Raw genomic sequence first — 22,803 nt, 5'->3', positions numbered from 1 at the left:
CGCAGCGCTGTGTCAGTTCGAATCCGGGTCTTCGACGATATCGCCAGTCACGAGCCGCTTGCTTTTCGCATAATCCAGCAGTTGCTCGCGCAAAAGCTTGCGACCGCGGTACAACCGGGACATGACCGTTCCCAGCGGGCAGTTCATCTTCTCTGCGATTTCCTTGTAGGACATGTCTTCCAGGTCCGCCATGACCACCGCCTGTCGGAAATCATCGGGAAGCGCTTCGACCGCCTTCTTCACTTCGTCATCCAGCAGTTCCATCATTTCGGATGACGACCGATTGGCTGGCTCGTAGCGAATGTCCGGATCGGGAGAGGTATCGACAGCGGGCTCTGCGCCAGTGAGTTCGACAAACGTAGGACGCCGCGCCTTTCTGCGGTATTCGTTAATGAACGTGTTCCGCAGAATGGTCAGCAACCATGCCTTGATATACGTCCCCTTCTCGAACTTCCCGTGGAACCGAAGAGCCTTGAGAATAGTGTTCTGGGTCAAGTCCAGCGCGTCTGCCGTGTTGCGGGTATGCCGCAGAGCCACGGCGTACAGCATGTCCATGTGCTCCAGAACGAGCTTCTCGAATTCCGGGGATCGAGGGAGAGTCTCTTGTACGGTATCAGCCAAACTAGCGCTTTCACCTACCCGGGCGCCGCAAAAGTGGGCAATGCGGCCTACCGAGCTTTAAGACCTTCGGGAATATTCCCACCACCCAAATCGTACCAGCAAACGGTCCCGTTTTCAACTCTCGGACGCACCCAAGTGCACAATGAGATATCTTGAGTGCTGATAATGTCATGTCCTTTCGTTCAACTTGTTATTTATGAATGACTTATTGAACAAGCGCCGAAGCTAGATCAAGGAGTTTAACGACGCTAACACCTCCGATAGGCACCATTAAAGAGCCGAGCAGCGGATGGTCGCCCAGCCGTTAAACGCACCCACGTGAGTCACCTTGACATTAACCGCAACCATGGCAGGCAGATCCCTGAGTGCATATGACGCAGACCCTTGAGTGATGAACCTTGTTTCCCGTAAGCTCCTGGCATCAACTGCATGGACCTGATTACCGGAACGATTTCAGTAAGGCGCCTCAATGATCAAACTCTATTCTTGGAATGTAAACGGAATTCGGGCGATTGGCCGCAAGGGATTTCTCGAATGGATGGCGGCGGAACGTCCCGACGTGTTGTGTGTGCAAGAGACGAAAGCGTGTCAGGGCGACGTGGAGCCCGCGCTCCGCGAGCCGAAGGGCTACGGCAGCGTGTGGCATTCGGCCGTGAAGAGGGGCTATAGCGGCACCGCCACCTTTTATAGAACCGGCTGCGAACCACTTTCCGTCAAGCCAATGGGCATCAAGGAATTCGATGATGAAGGCCGGGTGCAGGTGCTCGAGTTCAAGGACTTCACGCTCATCAATGCGTACTACCCCAATTCTCAGGCGGAGCGCGCACGGATCGATTACAAACTGGCGTTTTGCGATGCCATGCTGAAGCTCTGCAACAAGCTGCGCAAGGCGGGCAAACACGTTGTGATTTGTGGCGACTACAACATCGCCCACAAGGAGATTGACCTTGCCCGCCCGAAGGACAACCGCGACAGTCCAGGGTTCTACCCCGAGGAATGCGCCAGCATGGATGCGTTTGTGAGCGCGGGTTATGTCGATACGTTCCGCCATTTCACGCCGGACCCGCATCATTACACGTGGTGGTCGTACCGTTCCGCCGCGCGCGAGAAGAATGTCGGCTGGAGAATCGACTACCATTGTGTCAATGAAGAGTTCATGCCGCGCGTGAAATCATCGCGAATTCACGCCGACGTGATGGGATCGGACCATTGCCCGGTCTCGCTGGCGGTTGCATGAGCGAATTGAAGCGGTCACAGGTTACAACGAAACGAGGCGATCAAGGTCACACGTCCACGCTTGGCGGCGACGATGTGTTGAAGTCGCATGTCATAATCGATTGTACCGGCGCGGTCGATGAGTTGCGCGCACAGACGGCGCTGGTGCGCCAGGCGATTCAAGCTGTGCAGCCTGAGGATGCGGACTCGATCGACGCCTTTCTGCTGTGGCTTCTGCACGTTTACTTCGTGATCGGTACCGCGTGTAGCGATCCCGAAGACAAGCACCCGGAGTATCGGGCCGTGGAACTCTCTCAAAAGCACATCGAGACACTTGAGAATTTCCAGGCGCGCCTCGAAGGGCGGGTGAAGCTCCCCAAGCAATTCATTGTGTCCGCGAGTAATCCGCTCGCCGCGCAAATGGACGTCGTCACGACCATCGCCCGCCGCCTCGAGCGCTGCGTCGTGCGCGTGAAAGAGGTATATCCTGAGTTTCGAGCCGAGAGCATTTTTGTCTTCTTGAACCGGCTCAGCGACACGCTGTTCATGCTTGCACGATTTCTGGACGGCGGCGCTTACCAGACCGTCGACTATCGCGTATTGGATTGACCGACCGCCATTGACTTCTGATTTGCGGCTCGGGCTTGTCTGTTGTTCTAATCATTCTCTGAGACACACTATTCGATATTTGTTGGGGGGCCTATGAGTTACGTTTTCTGCGCATTAGCGTTTGCACTTGCCGCCGCGCAAGGGCAATTCGTCACGTTGCCCGCGGGCAAGACCATGCTGGGCGATATCGGATATTTGCGCGTCGCGTATCGGTCGTATGACGGGCCGCGTGTGGACATGCCCGTGGGTTGGCAAGGGCAGGATGCGCCTTCCGGGGTGACGTATCAGCCGAGCGAACAGATGTTTGGCCGCGAGGCACTGATGATGCACTCACCGTGGCGCGTACCCCTGGGAATGACGTGGATTGAGTACCCCATACATCTCCCCGACCAGACTCCCATCGTGCTGAAATTCGGCATCGCCATGAGCCGCGCCGCTTTCGATCCCGGAAAGAGCGACGGCGTTACCTTCAGCGCGGCGGTGGTCGATGAGTCGGGCGACCATGAATTGATGCGCGAACACTATGCGGTGGCTGCCTGGAAAGATGTCCAGCTTGATCTCGCCCCGTATGCGGGAAAGGACGTCACGCTCCGTCTTCAAGTAGAACCGGGTCCCAAGAAAGACTGCGGGTGGGACTACTCCTACTTTAGCGCTCCCTCAATCTCCGTTGGCACGGACGATTCGCCCAAGGTCGCTCTGGATGGACTGATCGATTCGCCTGCGATGAAAGCGACAGAAGGTGTGAGCCTGGCGCGCGCGACCAATGACGCGTCGATGGGCGTTGTTCCTTCAAGCCTATTGGATGGAAAGAACGCAGTGGTTGCCGACGGCGACAACTTTCGATTTATGTATGAAGGTGCGGACGGTCGCGTGGTCTATACGTATACCCCGGCGACAGGCACGCTGGACGACTTTTCCGCATCTATTAACGACACGCCAGCGTTTGCGCCAGCCCTGGGAGGTGGCGTATTCGCGGCGATTCAGAAAGATGGCCGTGAACAGATTTTAGCGTTGCGCGGCGGAGCAGCCCGGTCCATTGAACTGTCAGCAGGCGACCGGCCCGAAGTGCATCTCACCTGGGACTACTCGTTGGAGGGGAAAACAATATCCGTGCAGTGGCGTTTCGGTATGCGCGGCAAAGCGCTTACTGTATCCGCGACAAGTTCCGACGCGATTATTGGCACGTTTTCGCTGGGACGCGAAGGCAACGTCGCGTTTCGCCGCGTCTTCCAGGTTCCCTATCTCTGGGGTAGCATCTCCTACCTTCCCGAGCAGAAGGCGTTTACGTGCCGCTATCTGGATTGGACTGTATCCAACGCGTCGAATTGTCCGCAAGGCGATGCCAATTACGAGACGAAGACTGATGGCACGCGAAATACCCTCAACGAATCGGCCTATATTGCGATATCGCAGAACGTGGCTGAGGTGTTGCCCAATATTCCGTCAAAACCTTCGCCGTTCCTGGAATTGCTGGGGCCGCGCATCATGCTCGATATTTGGCAACACCACGACGGCACATACGCGGGCGACGCGGCGAATCTGCGCGATTTGAAGGACAACGGCATCGACCACCTCGCCATCATCTCACACGTTTGGCAGTGCTTTGGCTACGACGTGAAGTTGCCTGACCATTTGCCGGCCAACGAACAATTCGGCGGCGACGAGGGGATGAAGGAATTCGGCAAGGCCGCGAACGAGTGCGGATACGTTTGGTCGTTGCACGAGAACTACACCGACCTGTATCCGGACGCGCCCTCATACGACGAGTCTGCGCGCGCCGTGAATTCCGATGGCTCACCGGTGCTCGGATGGTACAACGCAGGTACAAAAGTGCAGAGCTTTGGGATCAAGTGCAACCGTTCGTTGGGGTTCGCGGAGAAGAACTCGCCCGATATTCATGCGCGGTTCGGCACCAACGCCGCCTATCTCGATGTACACACGTGTGTGCCGCCGTGGCACGTCCTGGACCATGACGCTTCGCAACCTCTAGCGGCCATGGCGCGCGCCAAGTACGTGGAGCAGACGAAGCTGTTTCAGTATATGCGGGATACCCACAAGGGACCCATGTTTGGAGAAGGCAACTACCAATTCTTCTGGGCCGGGCTGTTCGATGGCGCCGAAGCTCAGGTGAATGGGGGAGAGGACCACGCGCCGTTTCTGGATTTCGATCTCCTTAAGATTCACCCGCAGATGGTGAATCACGGCATGGGCTATTACGAACGTTGGTTCCGGCGTGGCTACGATCATCAATGGGGTCACGACACGGGAACACCCGAACAAGTGGATAAATACCGTGCGCAAGAGATCGCGTACGGCCACGCGGGCTTCATTGGCGCGGCACAGACCGACAATGTGCAGTGGGTGGCGAAAGAGCATCATATGATGTACCCCATACAGCGACTCGCAAACACGGCAAAGCCCAAGTCAATTCTCTACGAAGTGGATGGCCGCATGGTCCCGATCGGCGTCGCGCTTGTGGCGGATCGCCGTCTACGTCAACACATTGAATACGACTCCGGTCTGCGAGTTTGGGTGAACTGGGGCGAGGAACCATGGACAGTCGAAGGCCGCGTGTTGCCTCAATGGGGTGTCTTGGCGCTCGGGGATGGCACGCAGGTCGAGACTGTACTGAAGGAAGGTGTATTCGCGGACCACGTGGCATGTCCGGAGTACGTGTATGTGGATGCGCGCACCTCGTTCAACATGCCGTATGTGAATCGAGAGAAAAAGATTGAACCCAGACTCAAGACGTTCGAATGGCTCGGCGGAAACAAGGTCCGTTTGAGTTATGAATGGGTCGTGAACGATTCCCTGGATACGGACTACCTGTGCTTTGTGCATTTCACGACGCCGCTCATCAGCACGGCGGACTCCATCGCGTTTCAGCAGGACCATGCGCTGCCGAAACCCAGTTCGCAATGGAAGGCAGGCGATACGATTGATGATGGTCCGTACGAGATTACAATCCCCGATGCGCCCATCACGGAATACAACGTCACAATAGGGCTGCATCAAGAAGGACGTCGCGTACCATTGAAAGGAGTCTCCACTTCCGGCAATCGCATACTTATTGGCAAGCTGCTTGTACAGCGAGATGGCAACACCGTTACAGGAGTCAGATTGGGCGATACTACTGCGGACACCGCCGCTGCCAACAAAGAGAAAGCCGATTTCACGGCGCACTTGAATCCCGAAGGAACGTGGGTGGACTTCGGTAATGTGGCCACCGACGGGTCCGTAAAGGTCGAGAAACGCGCGAATGAACTCATGGTGCTTCCCTATCCGCGCGACAAGTCGTTTACGGTCGAGTTGGATGTCGCATCACTGCTGGGAGAAAAATCACTTAGTCCGAGCGTGTTGCGTGTGACGGCGTTGGCGAGAGGTTCGCAGGAGGTAATCGGAGATGTGCCGTTTGACGTGCGCGACAGTCGCATCGTATTCACGGTCGGCCTGCGAAACGCCGGCCGCTACCGTGTTACGAGCGCCAACTAGCGTAGTGAATTGTAATTGGGGCAACATTCTGGAAGACCCAAGGAAGAGTCAAAAGCGGCGGAAAACAGGGACTGACACAAGCGCAGCGAAGCGGAGACGTGTCTGTCCCTGATTTCCTCCCCCCAAGAAAGAATATGCCCATCCGTATGAGACACACCACTTGTTCCCATGGGGGATACGTGTCACCTAACTTCGGGGCACTGCGCTTTGCTGCGCGACCGATCTTCTGGTCTGTCGCACAGTCTTGAATACACGGTAAAGAAAGCGCGGATTACCGAAGAGGTAGCGTGTCCAAAGGCGCGTGGGTTCGCACCATAGGCGATGAAGCCACTGAAGTCCCATTCGGCGCATGGGCAGTGGGGCCTCGTGCATCGTGCCCGCAAGAATACGGATCGTACCCGCGCCGATACCCCACACAATCGCCTGCGGACAGCGCGCGCGTGCGATGGCGCAGATTCGTTCTGTGCGCGGTGTTCCCATGCCGATGTAGATGAAATCCACGGGAGCCATGGTGCGGAACAATTCATCGTATTCGTCGTCGCGCAGATATCCCGAATACGCATTCCGAATGCGGCAGTGGCTGGAATTCCGCGCGATGGTTTCTGCCGCCGCCTCGGCTTCCTCACGACTGACTCCGATAAGGATGCCTTCGCTCTTCTGAAACGATGGACTCATGAAGAAGGCGCGAAACGCCTCGGTCATGTTGCAGCGTTCCGCGACTTCGGTCCGCCACAATCGCGCGAGCCACACGATCCCCATCCCGTCAGCAGTGACGATGCGAGCGCTGTTCAAGCTCTCGCGAAGCATGCTGTCCTCCTGAGCAAGATTGTAGATATGGGCATTCAAGCACAGCAGAGTCCTGGGTTGAGCCGCTGGGTTCTCCATGAGAAAACGGATCTCGTCAAGAAACTGCGGGATCGTGTGTGTCGAACACTTCACACCTCCCATGTCGAAGTGGGTGGGGGCCAGCGCGTTGGACGGCGGCAAACTCATCATAGTACTCCTATCCCTTGATGTTGCCGGGCATCTACGACATGTTCCCCCTTAGCTGTAGACGAGTAGGCATTCATAAGGCGATCGCAGTAGGCGTCCGCCGTGTAAAGCTTGAGAGCCTTTCTGCGTCCTTCGGCTCCAAGCGAGCTGCACAACATGGGCGAATTCCATAGGGCGGTCATCTTGATTGCCAGGTCCTTGGCATTACCGGCCTCAAACACCAGGCCAGTCTCTCCGTCTTCCACGAGTTCGGGGAGCGCTCCGCTCCGTGCCGCAATGACGGGAAGACCGTGCATCATGGCCTCCGCGGCCACGAGGCCGAACACTTCGCACCAGCGGCTGGGCACAACCACAAAACGAGCGCCCCGGTAGAAGCGCGCGAGTTCTTTTGCGTTCAAATGTCCGAGCACACGCACGGTGTCCGGGATGGGAGTCTGCAATTCACCCCCCGCGATGTGCACCGGCAATCCTGTTTGGCGCGCGGCCTCAAGAAGAGTATCAACGCCCTTTTCGGGTGCGATGCGCCCGGCGTAGGCGATGTAGGCCCCTTTGCAGGGATCAACCGGCGAATCGACACTCGAGACAGTGTTGGCGATTACGACGAACCGCTCTTCCGGCAGACCTGATTTCACGAGCTGGTCTCGCAAGAAGTAGCTGGGCGCAATAAAGAGAGCAACATGCGCTCGAAAGAGATCGAATAGATTGGCTACCGTGCTGCGGGCTGCAAACCCAAGACTCTCGAACACGTTCCCGCGACAATTCTTGATAGCACACCAATGCGCCCCGCCTCGCGCGCAGCGATCGCAGAACCGGCCCTTGTGCAGATGCGTCGCGACAGGGCACGTCAGCCGGAAATCATGGCACGTCATGACAACGGGCACACCGTAGCGCGCGCAGTCTTCAAGCACCCACGGCGAATGGAAGGGATACAGTTCGTGCACATGAACCACGTCCGGCTGAAAGCTGCGAAGGGTCTCGCGCATTTCGGTTCGCGCGCGCGGGGAGTAAATGCCGCGCAGGAACGCTTCAGCCTTCCCCTTGAACGTTCCATGCATGAGCCGGCTGTCATGGTCCATCAACAAGACGTAGTGTCCGCGAGCCCGCAGGAGGTCTGTCGTGGCCTGGGCAATGTAGTCCGAGCCGCCTCCATACCGGTGCCAATTCGTGAGCTGAATTATTCGCATGGCGCTCTCATCGCCTCATGACTCCGTTCTCGGAAATAGGGTGCGTTCACTTCTGAAATCGATTCGGGACTTGCCGCCCCGTTCGCTGTTGCCAGTAATGATTCGCCGGACCGCGCCACGGGCATAGGCGAGCGCGCGTCGAATCTGGCAACTGCGCGCAAGGACGTCACCTTTGCGTTTCAGCAAGCGCATCACGCACATCACCGGCGCATGTACGGCAAACGCATGGATGACGCGCAGCGCGCTTAGGACTACTGTGCGCAATGCCCCCAATTCGCGCAGGTCGCGACATGCAAAGCACTCGCCCCCGCGTATCGCTGTCCACTGGAGATAAGGCGCTTCCCTTCGATAGGAAGGAATGATGTGCTTCACGACGGAATGCGGCGTATACCAGCATTGAAAACCTGCCGCGCGCACGCGCGTAAAGAACTCGGTGTCCTCGCCACCTTCGGAGAGACTTTCGTCGAACCCGCCGACCCGCGTGAATACAGTCCGGTCGAGGAGTACGGTCCCCGTGCAGAGAAGGTCCGCGCGACCGCATTTGCGGGGCGAAGTCTCGATGGGTATCTCGCCGAGATAGAGGCGAATAATCGGGTGTATCCCGGACAGTTCGCGAGCCGGCAATTCAAGGAGGCGCGCGCCGCCAACACACGCAGCGTGGGTGTCCAAGCGCGTGCGCCAGAGTTCCAGCAGCCAATTGGGGTCGGCCAATTGATCGTCGTCGAAGTAGGCTATGTAATCGCCCACTGCTTCGCGAATGCCGCAGTTCCGCGCGGCGGCAATCCCGGCGCCCGAAGCGCGCGCCCAGCGTAACGTGACCGGAGAGCGTTCGCGCAACCCTTCAAGAATGACAGGCGTGTCATCGGTGGATAAATCATCGATGACCACGATCTCATACACAAAAGCGCCGGCAGTGTTCAGACGAAACAGCGATTCCACGCTCCGGAACAGCAGCGCGGCGCGATTGTACGTGCACACGACGATACTGATGTCTATCCCGTTGTTCATTGACTCCCTTTGCGGCGGCTGCATAGTCACCCGACGGCCGCCTCCTTATGCGTGGCCCAAGTCTCCGAGTAAGCGAGCACGGGGGACCGTCCCACCGAGAAATAATCGAATCCGAGCATGCGCATGAGGTCAGTGGAGTACACGTTGCGTCCGTCGAAAATGACAGGCGCCTTCAGCAGAGATTTCATGCGGTCAAAGTCGGGATTCTTGAAATAGGACCACTCCGTGACGAGCAAGAGAGCGTCGGCATCGTGAAGGGCGGAAAAACTGTCTTCTGTGTACACCAACCGATCGTCGCGGTCCCCGAGGGATCGTTGCGCCTCGTGCACGGCCTTGGGATCGTAGGCGCGAACGGTTGCTCCTGCGCTTAGCAGGGCATCGATCAGTAGCAGGGATGGAGCCTCGCGGACGTCGTCGGTCTCTGGCTTGAAGGCAAGCCCCCAAAGCGCGAACGTAAGTCCTGAAAGGTCCTGGCCGTAGTAGGAGTGAATCTTCGAAAGGAGAACGCGTTTTTGAGCCGCGTTGACGGATTCGACAGCGGTGAGGATTTGCGGGACATAGCCGGCGCCACGCGCGGTGCTGACGAGGGCCTGAACATCTTTGGGGAAACAACTGCCGCCGTACCCAATCCCGGGGAATATGAATTGGTAACCTATGCGATGATCCGCGCCGATCCCGTTCCGCACATGCTCCACGTCCGCGCCAACGCGTTCGCAAATATTCGCCACTTCGTTCATGAACGAAATCTTCATCGCGAGCATCGCGTTCGCGGCGTACTTGGTCATCTCCGCCGAAGTGGTGTCCATACAGAGAACGGGGCGGCCGTCCCGGATGAAGCTCGAGTAGAGTTCCTTCATCAGCGCCTCGGTACGGCAATCGCTGCAACCAATGACAATGCGGTCAGGACTCATGAAATCATCGATAGCGCACCCTTCACGAAGGAACTCCGGATTGGAGACAACGTCGAAATCGTATTTGGCGCGTCGGTCTTTTAGAGCGGATTCAATGCGGCGATAGACCTTGTCTGCGGTGCCCACGGGCACGGTCGACTTGTTGACCACTATCTTGTAGCCGTTCATGTATTCGCCCACGGAGCGCGCTGCCGCAAGCACGTACTTAAGGTCCGCGGTGCCATCTTCAAGAGGCGGCGTCCCCACGGCGATGAAGACGAACAGGGCACGCTCTACCGCGGCCTTCAAATCGGTCGTGAACGTGAGTCGTCCTTGCGCAACGTTGACGGCAACCATTTCGTCCAGGCCCGGCTCGTAGATGGGGACTTTGCCCGCATTGAGCGCTTCAATCTTGGCCTTGTCGATGTCTACGCACGTGACATCGTGGCCCACTTCGCTAAAGCACGTTCCGGTGACGAGACCAACGTATCCGGTTCCGATAACTGTGATTCGCATGTTCGAGTTCCTATTCAGTGTGGCGCGCCCACGCGCGTGGTCGAGATGCTTGCGGGGGCGGGCATTACGCCCCGTTGAGAGCGCAGCGGACCCAAGTGTCCTTCAATGAGGTCGTAATACCAGCTTTCCAAAGAGACAATTAGCTTGTCCCATGCATAGTCGTTTTCCGCAACTCGGCGCGCGTTCAATCCGATTCGAGAGGAACGTTCATCGTCGCACAAGAGACTCCATGCCGCTTCAGCCATCGATTCGGGTGTCTCTTCCGTGAGCAAACCCAATTCATGCTTTTCGAAGAGTCGGCGAACCTCTCCGACCGGATTCGAAACCGTAGGACGGCCCACACACATGTAGTCGCCGATCTTGTTCGGCCATCTGCCGACATTGCTGACCTTGTTCGTGTAGGGCATGAGGAAGACATCGGCCGCAGCAAGCTTGATCGGCAATTCGCGGTAGGAGACAGGACCCAAGGCTAGAATGTTCGCAAGCGATTGGCTGTGCGCAACATGGGACCGCGCGTCTGTTTCGGTGGGGCCAACCAACAGAAGCGTGATACTTGGATCGAGTTCAAGCAACAATTCGAAGGCTCGAACGGCCATGCCCAAATCAATCAAGACATCCAGGCCCGAGAAACACACAACGGGTGTCTCCGGAGCGATGCCTAGCGCTGTTTTGGCATCCTCTTTGCCTGGAACGTTGGCGAAAGCGCGCACGTTCGCGCCGCCGGGTATAAAAAGACAGCGATCCCGTACCATCCCAAGGCCTTCGGCTCTTTCGACCAAGGCATTCGAAATGGCGGTGAGACCGTCCAGCCTTGCGCGATAGGCCTCCTCGAAGAAGACTTCAATCCAACTGAAGAGGAGCTTGTACCACCAGGGTCGTCGCTCTTTGATCAGTCCGCCACGTCCCCACCAGTCGATCCAATCGCTCACGATAGGAATCCCTTTTGCCTTGGCATATGCCAAGGCGGGCCAGATGACTGCAAGGCGCGTATCCAGGCAGTGGATGATGTCATAGGATTTGTTTTCGCGCATCAGGAACGCGTACCGGCGATAGGCGCAGACGGGATCCCATCCTTGACGCAATGCACCGAAGAGGAGGTCCGGGCTTTCGACAATCCGAAAGCCGTCCACATGCTCGATTCGCGTACGCCAACGCTCGGTATCCGCGTGGCACATTACGTCAACATCGTGCCCGCGATCGGCCAGCTCGCGCGCCCAGGGATGGGCGCGAAAGTTGATTTTGAACCGCCGGTGATTGCTAACCAGCAGAATTCGCAGCGGGCGGCGTGTAGCTTCGCGTTTCATGCGTTGGCGGCCTGGAGACGTTGCGTGTTTGCTTCGTAGACCTCGCGGAGGATGGCAGGCACGTCATAGGTGATTTTCCACGATGGATAGTGCGACTCGAACTTCGTGAGACCGGACACCCACCAGATGTGATCGCCAATTCGGTTTTCTTCCACATAGATGGTATGCATGCGTTTCCCGCAAATCTCTTCGCACATGTGGATGGCTTCATTCATCGAACAGTTGCTGTAAGGCCCGCCGCCGATGTTGTAGATCTCCCCGGCGCGCGGATTCTTGTAGAAGGCATAGAAGGCCTGAATGAGATCGAAGCTGTGGATGTTGTCGCGGACTTGCTTTCCCTTGTAACCAAAGATCCGGTAGGTGCGTCCTGTCACGCAACATTTCATCAGATACGCGAGGAAACCGTGCAACTCGGCACCGGAATGACCGGGCCCTGTCAGGCATCCGCCGCGGAAGCAAACGGTCTTCATGCCAAAATAGCGGCCGTACTCTTGCACCATGACGTCGGCCGCAACCTTGGAGGCCCCGAATACGCTATGCGTACTCGAATCGATCGACATCGTCTCCGTGATGCCGTTTTCGTATTCGTGACCGTCTTCAATCGAATACCGTGTCTCCAACTCGATTAGTGGAAGACGATTGGGCGTATCGCCGTATACCTTGTTGGTGGAAGTGAAAATGAAGACCGCCTCGGGCGCGTGTCTACGCGTTGCTTCGAGCAGATGGAGTGTGCCCAGCGCGTTGACGCCAAAGTCCACGAGCGGGGCGCGCGCGGCCCAATCATGAGAGGGCTGCGCGGCGGTGTGTACAACGAGTTGGATATCCTTGCCGTACTCGCTAAAGATACGGTCAACGGCGTCTGCGTCGCGAATATCCGTGAAGTAATGGGTGTAGTCCGGCAAGGTTGACCGGAGGTCCTGAACAGCCCACGCGGTCGAGGCCTCTTCTCCGAAGAATTCCTTGCGCATGTTGTTGTCGATGCCAACGATCCGAAAGCCAAGCTCTCCGAAGAATCGGGCCGCCTCGGCTCCAATAAGACCGCCGGATCCGGTGACTACTGCTATCTTCATACTTCGTCTCCTTGATGCGCGCAAGGTTGTGTTGACCGTTGCCCGCAGCTACACGGAATGGACCGTGCGCCGAATTTCCGTATATGCACTCTCAGTTGCTTCAAGCACGTGCTCGTACACGCGCATCAGGCGCGTGTAATAAACGTCACGCGAGTATTCCAGCTTGACCTTTTCTCTCCCGGTAAGCCCCATATCACGACACCGCTGAGGATCGGACCACAGTTGCTCTATGGATGCCGCCAATTGTTCTGGACTACCGGGCTCAAAGAGATAGCCAGTCGAATCATGGTCTACGATTTCCGGAAGAGCGCCCATCCGCGATGCGACCACGGGCAGGCCGTAGGCCATCGCTTCGGCGGGGACAAGCCCGAAAGCCTCCAGCCAGATGCTGGGTACCACGCAGAGGCGAGCCTTCGCATAAAAGGAGGCAAGCTTGTCGCTTCGCAAGTGGCCCATGAACGTCACGTTTGAGGGCGCCGAGTTCTGAAGGGAATCCAGCAACTCGCCGTTTCCCGCGATGCGCACCGGAACGTGGGGAATCAGGCGAGCCGCATCGAGAAGGGTTTCCAGACCCTTTTCAGCGCTCAATCGTCCAGCAAACGCCACGTACTCTCCGTGCGATGGATCGACTGTGACGGCCGGGAGTGGAACCATGTTTGGAACGACATCGATGCGTTCACTATCGATCCCGGCTTGCACGAGACGCTGCTTAACGCACTGACTGGGCGCGATGAACCGTGTCACGCTTTTGCTAATCATTCCGAAGGCGCGAACCAAGAAGCTTCGTCCTGCTATGGCGGTGCTTTCGAGCAGGTTGCCTCGGCAATTCACGAGCGCACAACGATACTCGTGACCTCCGACGCACAGTTCGCAAGGCTTGCCATTGCGCAGAAGAACTCCCGTTGGACAGACAAGACGGTAGTTGGGACACCGCATGACTATCGGAATCCCCTCGTCGGAACAGGCACGCAGCACTGAAGGCGAAATCAAGGGATAGAGATTGTGGACATGGGCAATATCAGGTCGATCCCATCGCAGCATCCTGCGGACTTCACGCTCGGAGCGTGGTGAGTGTACCCCGGTAAGCGCCGCCTTCAGCTTCTTGCCGGAGCCTTGAACGTCGGTACTCCTCTGGGTGTACGTAGTAACCGCGTGGCCGTGCGTGCGAAGCACGGCGCATATCTGTTCGAACATCGAGTCTTCGCCGCCGCGATAACGGTAGTAATTGTGGATTTGAAGGAACCTCATGCGTTGGTCCCTTCCCCACAGGCCGTTGCGCCAGGCGGAACACTATGCTCATCGAAGAGACGTTCCACCTTGCGCACGGCGGCTTCAAACGAGAATTCGTCGCGCGCCATGGCGCGTATGCGACCTTCGTCATACAAGTCAAGGTTGTTCATCATGTGCTCAAGCTTTCTAAGGAATGACGCAGCGTCGCCGCATTCAAATGTTTCACCGGTTACCCCCGAGATGACCCCATCGGAGAGACTGCCGACGTTGCTTGCCAATACGGGGCGTCCGTAAGCGTAGGCCATGTACTTGATACCGCTTTGGCTTCCTTCCAGATAGGGAAGCGCAACGATATCGGACGCCTTGAACAAGAGTTCCATTTCGGAATCGGGGATAGGCTCCAATCGTGAATCGATGGCAAGGCAGAGGGAAGCGGCCGCAATGGTCGCCTTGAGTTCTTTACCGTAGATGGGATTGGTCGCCTCGCCGCGAATCAAGATAAGGAGGTTCTTTATTGAGGCGCCCATCAGTGCATCGATCGCAAAGTGAGTTCCCTTGTAGGGACGCTGGAGGCCGAAGAATAGGACAACCCTGGCGCTTTGCGATAACCCTAGTCTTTCGCGTGACGCATGTTTCGAGATCGTTGTGTCATCGCAAGGGTGATAGGTTCCGTGAGGAATAACGGTGACTTTCCGCGCATCCACGTTGAATTCAGAAACGATGCGGTCCTTAATGGATTGCCCATGCACCACGATTGCATTCGCGAAGATTCGGTATATTGCCCAGAAGATGATGCGGTTGAGGCGAGTGTCGCGGTCGTGGGGAAGAACATTGTGGGCGGTATACACGATGCGTTTGCCCATCAAGCGAAAGGCGGAGTACATGAGCATGCACCGCAAAATGGGCCGTCCGATACTGACGTCGTAGATTCCCGACGATTTGGATTGGCGCACGTGGCGCATCAAGCGAACATAGTAATTCGCCAGCTTCTTAATCTCTGAGACTGGGCTTTTCTCCAGCTTGTCATTGCCGCGAAGATTGCAGAATCGCACTCCTGGGGCAAATTGCAGATGGGCGTGCATGTTGCCGCCAATGACCTCCACAGGAAGTCCCAGGCGGGCGTAGGCGTCGGCAACCTCTCGCACGTAGTGAGCTTGAAACCCACTTCCGAGAACGATTCGCGGAGCCGCGTGGTTCGGCGTGACAGCACTCATGTCTTTCCTCCCGGTGAACACGCCGTAGCCCGTGCCGGAAAAGGATAAATCGTGGGAGCACTGAATTTGCCAGCAGCGCGAGACCGAAGGATAGAACCGATCTCTTCACTCGGCGCCAGGAAAGCCAACTGGGCCAAGGTGAGGAATTGCACAAAGGTTTGCATCGTTGGGACAAGCAGTGTGGACTCGGCCATGCCTCCCACAATGCCTAGAAGCAACAGACTGCCTAACAGCGCATATCGAGGGTCGCGCGTCAATCTGAAATAGACAGTCGTCCTGAACAAGCCGATGAATTGTATGAGAGCATACGTACTGACACCCACGATGCCAAGCCCAAGTAGCACTTCAAGAAAGACCGAATGACACTCGGCAATGGGCCAGCCTTGTCGCGCGGATATTTCACGGATGTGTTCGACCGTGAAGAAACTGCCGTAGCCATAACCTTGAATGGGTCTGCGAGCCGCGTATTCAAGAAGGTTCTGCCATAGCGGAAGACGCCCAGTCAGGGTCAATGCTCCCGACAAGTCCTGGTCTGTCCGGCCGAGAAGAATCGTGTTGGTAAGCAGGGTGCTCAACGCGTCGCGAGCGAACAGGACGACACTCAACACGCATGTCATGGTTACGCAAATAAAGTACGGGACGTGTCTCGATCTACTGAAGACCAAGGCAGAGAGGAAAGCCAGAGCCGCTCCGCAACTGAGGAACGATGTGCGGGATTTCGTGAGCACCAGAAAGACGAAGGCAAAGACAATGGCGGCAACGTAGAGTCTGCGATAGCGCTTCTCGGTGAGTGCCGCGGTCAATCCGGACAAGATGATGAGCGAACAGTTTACGCCTTGATTGTTCGGGTGAATAGTTCCGGCAAACCGATACCGCTCAGCTGAGGGCCGGAACGTCCCCAATGCGAGTTCTGCGGCAATTCCAGCGAGCAGATATGCAAACGAACTGAGAAACACCAGCAGAACAATTTCTCGCAACGATAAGCGAGTCACGACCGCCAGCGCCCCTATGGCGAGCATGGCGATCACGATAAGCCTTCTGCCCGTGAGTGCGGGCTGGTCGGCCCATGTGATGCTCAGGGTGATCCACGTCAGGAAGTACAAGATGAGGAAAGAGAGGGCTCCGCGCATTTCGATGCGGCGGCGATTGGAGCTCGCGAGTATAGCCGCGCCAATGGCCCCAACAAGAAGAAACCCTATCTGACGTTTTACGTTGCCTTCCGCGGCATGACGTTGAAGAGTATCGGCGGACGGAAGGTAGTCTTCGCCGATACTGAACGACCGCATGGGATCGTGCAGCGCAATGAAGAAGGCCAGTGTCAATGCCGCAAAAAGGATCCATGGAATCGGCCGCTCAGCGCCGGAGTCGATCGGTGTAGCTGGATTCGCTGACGTGATCATGTCAGGGCTCGTCGGGTGCGCCGCAGTGTCGCGGCAAATACAGCCGTGCGGACAACGGCCGCCGTTGCGCTCGTCGCGACCTGGCCCAATGCTGCTCCAAGCGGCCCATAGTTCCGCGACAACGTCACTCCGAGGACAATCATCGTGGCAAGCGCGACGAAGTTGACCCTGAAGTCCAGGGATGCTTTCTCCATCGCAAAAAGACCGCGAGATACGCAGAATCCAATGGCAAGAAATACGAGGTTTAGCGAGAGAATTGCCACGACCGGCCCGCCTCCGGCGTATTTGCTTCCATAGATCGCGACAACGAGCTGGTCGCCGAATAGATACATTAAGACGCTGAACATCAGGAGCGAACCCGCATAGAGAACGGTGGATGAGGTCACGGCGCGCGCGAGAGAGCGCATGTCATTCGGTGTATGCGCGTGCATGATGTGCGGGCCGAGATAATTCTGTAGGCCCAGCATGAATGGATTCAGCAGAGTCACGGTGCCCACGGCAACGCCCCACGCGCCAACGGATGCAGCACCATGAAATCCCACAATCAGCCATGCGTAGAGATTCATGCTGATGCTCCACACGAGACCGCTTGCGAACAACCATTTGCCGGACACCCATGCGCGGGAGAAGTCGGCCGCAGCAGAAGGGAGGTGAACCTGGATAGAGTCGCGGTGAGTCCAGTACCAGCCAGAAGCTCCCAACGCGCAGGCAAGTCCGAGCGCGATAAGGGCGCTGGATGCGTTCATCCAGCCGACTATCGCCAGGGCGCCGAGCGCAAGAAGCTGACATCCTGCCACGGATACATCGAAACCAAACGCATGCATTACCTCGAGACGGGCAAAGCAAATCTGGCGGATGAAGTCACGAAGAAGAAGAAAGAGGATTGCTGCCGCAAGAGCTGCCAGCATGGAAGGCATACCCGGTGTGGACGTGAAGATCCACGCACCGAACGCCACGACCCCTATGATTACCGCCGCGCATGCTGCCAGAACCATCTGAAATAACAGTGCGCTGCCCGTCAGGCGAGGACGTGTCGCTTCGTCCGTGCGGGGGAAATAGATCATGTAGGGTGTTGAGACAAGCGAGGCTTGTATCGTCATGAGAAAGGTCACGACGGAAAAGCCAAGCATGTAGAGGCCGAATTCTTCCTTCGAGCAAATTCGCCCTATCAGGACGCCCGTTGCAAACGTGGTTCCGCTTGCCACGACCTGATCGGCAATGGTGAGAGAACCCCCTCGAAGCAGTCTCCCGCCTTCTCCCAAGGCGGACGCACGAGGACGGAACGCTACGACGCGATTCACTATTTCGGCTACGTTGCTCACAGGCTTATCTGCTTGTCGTAAATACCCTTTGGAACCGGCCTAGCAAGCCCCACGCTGGAGAAGCACGGCAGGAACGGTTTGCAGTATCAACTTGATATCCAGCCAGAACGACTGCTTGCGGATGTATTCGATGTCCAACCGGACCCATCGATCGAAATCGCGATCGTGCCGGCTTGTTACCTGCCAAATACACGTCAGACCCGGCTTCACGTCGAGCCGCCGCCAATGCCACGAGTCGTAGGATTCTTCCTCCTTCACGGGGAGAGGCCGCGGTCCCACCAGGCTCATGTCGCCCTTGAGCACGTTGAGCAATTGAGGTAATTCGTCAAGGCTCGTTTTGCGCAGAAAGGCGCCCACGCGCGTCACACGCGGATCATTGGTCATTTTGAACGCAACGCCGCTGCGCTCGTTGAACTTCAGCAATGCCGCCTTCTTGGCTTCGGCGTCGACGGTCATACTTCTGAATTTGAAGAGGCGAAACGGCCTCCCGCCTCGCCCTCCGCGCACTTGGGTAAAGAGCACTGGGCCAGTTGAAGTGCATTTTACGGCCAGCGAAATGGCTATCATAAGTGGTGCGAAGAGAATCAAAGCACTAGATGCTCCCACAATGTCGAGCCCGCGCTTCCACCAGGGCAATGGCCGCGCAAATAGATGCAGCCCGGATGATCGGACCGTCGTGGCCTGGAAGTCGGGCCTTTCGCTTCTCCGAAGAGGAACGAAATCGGCAAGGCCTGTACTCAGTTCGCCAAGTGACATGATGTGTTACCTCATCGATGCATCGGTGTGAGGATGATCTCCGTGCGCAGCTAGGGTTGCTTCGTCCGCGGGGAGAGAATCCTGGGGATACCCATAAGCGACAAACGTAAGGCGAGGACCCGGGACCAGCGGCATTCCCGCCTGAGTGAGATGCTTGCGGAAGATTATTTCGACGGGGGCGGTCAGGTTCATCGCCCTTGCTTTGCTCGTATAAGGCAGAATCACGGCGGGATGTGAACCATACCAGCCCTTCGTGTCGCAGCGGCGCGTACGCTCGATCAACGCGGCAATCAACGCTTGCTCGGCACGCTTCACTTCAATCTCTCCAACGACACCTTGAACAGAGAAGAGAATCACGGTGAACGCATGCCCTGAACGGTCCACGCGCGCCCGCTCAACCTCAAGCTGCGCAGCAAAGAGTTCCTGCGACAGAAAGCCGCCAGGGGCGTCCATTCGCCGCGGGCCGTGCCGCTTCGAGAAGAGACGAGTGAGGACAGTCCGATTGCCGTTGTGTGCGTGATTCATGAGATATTGCCTTTGAACCGAAGGGGCGCCAAGCCAGCCGTTACAGCCTTCGATAAATGAAGTTGGGTATGTAGTGCTTTCGCTTGTTGAGCACTACTCCTAGGAGTGTTCCCCGCTGGGAGACAACTTGGTCCACAGCGTTGCGCACGACCTGCCACCTGGACGATCCGGCATCGACTATCAGAATCGTGCCGTCCGCAACAGGCGAGAGCAGGGCCGCGTCCATACCATCCGTAAAGGGCCGCGAGTCTATAAGTATGATGTCGTACTGTTTGCGCATGCGGGTTATAAAAGGCTCAAACTTCGGCGAGGCCACCAGGGTTGGCAACGACACAATGCTTGCATTGAGCTGACTAATGTGGATGGGCGGTTCCTCGATCTTGTGAACCGTCTCTGCCAAGGGCTTGTCCTCAAAGGCCGCCTGTTCCCATCCGCGTTGGAGCGGCGCGCCGTTAAGCAAATGTTGGGATGCGCCGGATCCATGCGTGCAAAGAACGAGCACACGCAGACGGAATTGCTTTGCGGCAAGACGAGCCAACTCGAAGGTATACGTGAATGACTCCTTGACGGACGTCATGCTTACCAGGGAAACGATCCTCGCCCCATCGCCGTCGAGCATGGCTTCAATGCGCCGATAGAGGCCCAGAATCCGCTCCTCAAATTTCTTTGGGGCAGAGGGGCGCGGCGTAACGGTCAACGTCTGCGCGGTCCAGGGCGTATCCGAGGGCGTCTCCAGTTCGCGCAATTGCAGGGCTTCAAAAATCTTGCTCATGGAATCGTCTCCGTCGAGTCTTCGGAGGAAGTGGCAGACGCTGCAGAGTCACGGGTTGAATAGACACGCGCGACAGGCTGTGGCGCACGCGCACCGATAGAAGTTCCGTCAGGACTATCTACGACATTGGGACTTAAGGTCGCTCCGGCGAACGCGGCCAGTGCCGTCCCAGCCACGATAACGAGCGCTGCGGCGGCCGCCCACCGCCAGAAATGGAAACGGCGGCGGGGCGAAAAGTCGCGTACGACCTCGCGAACCACCTTAGGTGTAACGGGACGCATGCCGTGTCCCATCCCCGTGATAAGCGCGTTGTCCGCGAAGATATTCAGTAGGCGGGGCACGCCCTTTGCCGAACGCGCGAGCGCTTTAATCGCGCTTCGCGTAAACACGTAATCCGGATCGCCTCCGGCCCGTTGAATGCGGAATCGCAAGTAGGCCCGGCTCTCCCAATACCTCAGTGGACGCAGGTAATACCGCACTGCAATGCGCTGACGAATCTGCCGCAAGCGGTCATCTTGAATAATGTCATCCAATTCAGGCTGGGCCAGAAATACGACCTGCAGCAGTTTTCCCTGTCCTGTTTCCAGGTTGGAGATCAAGTGCATCTTCTCAAGAGTCGCCAGCGGCAGATGGTGGGCCTCATCAATCACAAGCGCGACTGTGCGCCCCTCATTCAGTTCCTGCTGAAGACAATAGGCCAGCGCGTGGAGCATCCATCGTTCGTCGCGTCCGGACGCGTCTATGCCCAAGCCGCCCAGGATGTGCAGCAATAGGCCTTCGAACGTCACATTGGGGTTGAACATCAATATGGTTCGGATGTCGGAACCTCGAATATGCTCAAGGTATGCTCGCAGCACCGTTGTCTTGCCAGTGCCTACATCGCCCACCAACGCGACAAATCCGAGGCGTTTGCGAACGCCATACACCATCATGGCGAGCGCTTCCCGATGGTTCTCACCCATGTAGAAGAAGCCGGGTGTCGATGCAATGTGAAAAGGCTCTTTGGCTAGCCGGTAGTGCTCTAAATACATGCCTTGTACTCCCTGTCGGAAACTGTGACGAGTACAGGAACGCCAACCCACTTCTCGACTTGTTCGGGACTGTTAACAGAATCGTCAAAGTACTCAAAAGTCATGGCCACAGATAGAGCGGCAAACATCGCCAAAAAGAGCCCAAGCGCCAAGTTTAAGATCTTGTTGGGTTTCACAGGACCCATGGGCAGTGTAGCCGGTTGCACAACGCTCACATTGGACACATTGTCTCGGTCCATCGCGCTGGATATACGCGCTCGCTGCAGACTCTCGCGATACTCCTTATAGTCTTTTTCCGCAAGCTCCACTTCACGTTCGAGCGTCTTCAACGTGACTTCCTGCGCGGCGAGGTCTGCCAAGGAACTCTTCTGACGAGCAAGCTCGTCTTCAAGGACCTTGGCCCGTCCTTCGTGGGAGGCGAGTTGCGCATCCTCGTTCTCGAGGGTAAGTTGCAGCTCTTGAAACGAAGTGTCTATCCCCGTAGTGACTTCCGTATGCGTTTCCATTTCCCGGGCCAGTGCGGCTTGAGCTTCCTTCACCTGCTTTCGGATGTCGATGAGCGGGCGATGTGTCTCCGGGTAGCGTGATGCGAGATCCGTCTCTTGGAGCTTCAACTCCAGGAGTTTTTCCTTGAGCGCGTCTGCCGCATAGTTTGTGCGTCCGGTTGTGCGGCTGAGCTCGGTGACCTTTTCGCGGCCCGATAGCGTCTTCCGCATGGACGCCACGCGCTTCTCGGATGCGGACAACTCAGCTTTGGTGTCCGCGAGTTGCGTCTCCAGAGCGCTGACTTGCTGGAGCAGCACGATTTTCTGCTGTTCAAGGCTGGTTATGCCGTGCTCTTCACGAAAAGCCGCCAGCTTCTGTTGGCTACTCTCCAATTCACTTTGGTACTGTCGCGTTTGCTCCTCGAAGAAATCAGGCGATGCCTGCGTCGCGTGGACGCGGATATGGTGCTCTTGAAACGACTGGAGCATGGCGTCGAGTGCGCGTTGGGCGAGTGCCGGGCTGGGAGCGTCATACTTCACGGATAGGATGTCCGTTTTCGACTCCGCAACGACCGTTGTGTTCTCCATCACAGTCTTGACGGCTTTCTCTTGGGGCGTCAACGGAGTCGCCAGATCCAGGGCCACCAGCAATCCAGCGCCACCGGCCTCCTTCTCTCGCACTTCGCGGCGCAACGCACGCAATTCCTGCTGAGCATCTTTCATGGCCGGGACGGGCGGCTGTACTTCCGAAGACTCGTCCGGCTTTTCCAACAGCGCGTCCACGCCAATCTTCTGTACAACCTCTTCCGCGATCGCCCGGCTCTTTAGAATCGCCAGTTCGGAGTTGACTTCGTTTTCGCGATCGCGCGAAGGGTACAGCGTCGGCCCCGATACAGACGGATCAACCGACAGATTCTCCCGGCCAAGCCGCACCAACAATTGCGCCTCGGAGCGGTAGATCTCCTGGCTGAGAAATGTCACGAGGACAACTCCAGCGTAAACAAGCGCAAAGACAAACAGGATCTTCACCTTGTGCCTGAACACGATGTACAGCACATCGCGGAGGGAGTTTCTGACTATTGCGTTACTGATGACAGGTCTCCCAGGGTTCCGATTGCGTTGGAGTTCACGTTGGAGAGAAGTTGAGCCGCTCTAGCGCCGTTATC

Annotated in this window: 19 protein-coding genes; 3 read left to right on the top strand and 16 right to left on the bottom strand. The window is 57.1% G+C overall.

The window, feature by feature from the left end:
- Positions 1-12: 12 nt before the first annotated feature.
- A complete protein-coding gene (locus K1Y02_08755) occupies positions 13-555 on the bottom strand; it encodes a sigma-70 family RNA polymerase sigma factor (protein MBX7256438.1) in 543 nt (180 codons plus the stop codon).
- A 535-nt stretch (positions 556-1,090) separates the two neighbouring features.
- Here K1Y02_08755 and xth point away from each other — a divergent pair.
- From xth to K1Y02_08740, 3 genes are all read left to right on the top strand, one after another.
- The gene (gene xth, locus K1Y02_08750; protein ID MBX7256437.1) at positions 1,091-1,858 is read left to right on the top strand and encodes an exodeoxyribonuclease III; all 768 of its coding nucleotides are present in this window, start codon (positions 1,091-1,093) and stop codon (positions 1,856-1,858) included.
- The gene (locus K1Y02_08745; protein ID MBX7256436.1) at positions 1,855-2,445 is read left to right on the top strand and encodes an ATP:cob(I)alamin adenosyltransferase; all 591 of its coding nucleotides are present in this window, start codon (positions 1,855-1,857) and stop codon (positions 2,443-2,445) included. The genes xth and K1Y02_08745 overlap by 4 nt, the downstream gene beginning before the upstream one ends.
- Before the next feature lie 93 nt (positions 2,446-2,538).
- Complete coding sequence (locus K1Y02_08740; protein MBX7256435.1) at positions 2,539-5,937, top strand: hypothetical protein; 3,399 nt, start codon at positions 2,539-2,541, stop codon at positions 5,935-5,937.
- A gap of 186 nt (positions 5,938-6,123) precedes the next feature.
- On the opposite strand, the gene K1Y02_08735 is transcribed toward K1Y02_08740, so the two are convergent.
- Genes K1Y02_08735 through K1Y02_08665 form a run of 15 tightly spaced genes read right to left on the bottom strand, consistent with a single transcriptional unit; the run spans position 6,124 to position 22,681 of the window.
- Positions 6,124-6,933, bottom strand: a complete 810-nt coding sequence (locus K1Y02_08735; GenBank protein ID MBX7256434.1) for a WecB/TagA/CpsF family glycosyltransferase — start codon at positions 6,931-6,933, stop codon at positions 6,124-6,126.
- On the bottom strand, positions 6,930-8,114 hold the full coding sequence (locus K1Y02_08730; protein ID MBX7256433.1) for a glycosyltransferase: 1,185 nt from the start codon (positions 8,112-8,114) through the stop codon (positions 6,930-6,932). The genes K1Y02_08735 and K1Y02_08730 overlap by 4 nt, the downstream gene beginning before the upstream one ends.
- Before the next feature lie 15 nt (positions 8,115-8,129).
- On the bottom strand, positions 8,130-9,122 hold the full coding sequence (locus K1Y02_08725) for a glycosyltransferase (protein MBX7256432.1): 993 nt from the start codon (positions 9,120-9,122) through the stop codon (positions 8,130-8,132).
- A 26-nt stretch (positions 9,123-9,148) separates the two neighbouring features.
- The gene (locus tag K1Y02_08720) at positions 9,149-10,528 is read right to left on the bottom strand and encodes a UDP-glucose/GDP-mannose dehydrogenase family protein (GenBank protein MBX7256431.1); all 1,380 of its coding nucleotides are present in this window, start codon (positions 10,526-10,528) and stop codon (positions 9,149-9,151) included.
- A 14-nt stretch (positions 10,529-10,542) separates the two neighbouring features.
- Positions 10,543-11,832: a glycosyltransferase family 4 protein gene (locus K1Y02_08715; GenBank protein MBX7256430.1), complete on the bottom strand. Its 1,290-nt coding sequence runs from the start codon at positions 11,830-11,832 to the stop codon at positions 10,543-10,545.
- On the bottom strand, positions 11,829-12,902 hold the full coding sequence (locus K1Y02_08710) for an NAD-dependent epimerase/dehydratase family protein (GenBank protein ID MBX7256429.1): 1,074 nt from the start codon (positions 12,900-12,902) through the stop codon (positions 11,829-11,831). Before K1Y02_08710 ends, K1Y02_08715 begins: the two co-directional genes overlap by 4 nt.
- Positions 12,903-12,950: 48 nt before the next feature.
- Positions 12,951-14,150: a glycosyltransferase family 4 protein gene (locus K1Y02_08705; GenBank protein MBX7256428.1), complete on the bottom strand. Its 1,200-nt coding sequence runs from the start codon at positions 14,148-14,150 to the stop codon at positions 12,951-12,953.
- Positions 14,147-15,346, bottom strand: coding sequence for a glycosyltransferase family 4 protein (locus K1Y02_08700; protein ID MBX7256427.1), 1,200 nt, complete (start codon positions 15,344-15,346; stop codon positions 14,147-14,149). Before K1Y02_08700 ends, K1Y02_08705 begins: the two co-directional genes overlap by 4 nt.
- The gene (locus K1Y02_08695) at positions 15,343-16,746 is read right to left on the bottom strand and encodes an O-antigen ligase family protein (protein ID MBX7256426.1); all 1,404 of its coding nucleotides are present in this window, start codon (positions 16,744-16,746) and stop codon (positions 15,343-15,345) included. The genes K1Y02_08700 and K1Y02_08695 overlap by 4 nt, the downstream gene beginning before the upstream one ends.
- Complete coding sequence (locus tag K1Y02_08690) at positions 16,743-18,068, bottom strand: oligosaccharide flippase family protein (protein ID MBX7256425.1); 1,326 nt, start codon at positions 18,066-18,068, stop codon at positions 16,743-16,745. The genes K1Y02_08695 and K1Y02_08690 overlap by 4 nt, the downstream gene beginning before the upstream one ends.
- Before the next feature lie 39 nt (positions 18,069-18,107).
- Positions 18,108-18,824: a sugar transferase gene (locus K1Y02_08685; GenBank protein MBX7256424.1), complete on the bottom strand. Its 717-nt coding sequence runs from the start codon at positions 18,822-18,824 to the stop codon at positions 18,108-18,110.
- Positions 18,825-18,830: 6 nt separating this feature from the next.
- A complete protein-coding gene (locus K1Y02_08680) occupies positions 18,831-19,349 on the bottom strand; it encodes a hypothetical protein (GenBank protein MBX7256423.1) in 519 nt (172 codons plus the stop codon).
- Positions 19,350-19,389: 40 nt separating this feature from the next.
- Positions 19,390-20,121 (bottom strand): hypothetical protein, encoded by a 732-nt coding sequence (locus tag K1Y02_08675; GenBank protein ID MBX7256422.1) that lies wholly within the window; start codon positions 20,119-20,121, stop codon positions 19,390-19,392.
- Positions 20,118-21,152 carry an AAA family ATPase gene (locus K1Y02_08670; GenBank protein MBX7256421.1) on the bottom strand — a complete coding sequence of 345 codons (1,035 nt, stop codon included), beginning with the start codon at positions 21,150-21,152 and terminating at the stop codon, positions 20,118-20,120. Before K1Y02_08670 ends, K1Y02_08675 begins: the two co-directional genes overlap by 4 nt.
- The gene (locus tag K1Y02_08665) at positions 21,143-22,681 is read right to left on the bottom strand and encodes a GumC family protein (GenBank protein MBX7256420.1); all 1,539 of its coding nucleotides are present in this window, start codon (positions 22,679-22,681) and stop codon (positions 21,143-21,145) included. The genes K1Y02_08670 and K1Y02_08665 overlap by 10 nt, the downstream gene beginning before the upstream one ends.
- Between the last annotated feature and the right edge of the window lie 122 nt (positions 22,682-22,803).

This window comes from Candidatus Hydrogenedentota bacterium (assembly GCA_019695095.1).
Classification (GTDB): Bacteria; Hydrogenedentota; Hydrogenedentia; order Hydrogenedentales; family SLHB01; genus JAIBAQ01.
The sequence above is the reverse complement of the archived record's forward strand: the minus strand, read 5'-3'. Positions and strand labels throughout refer to the sequence as shown.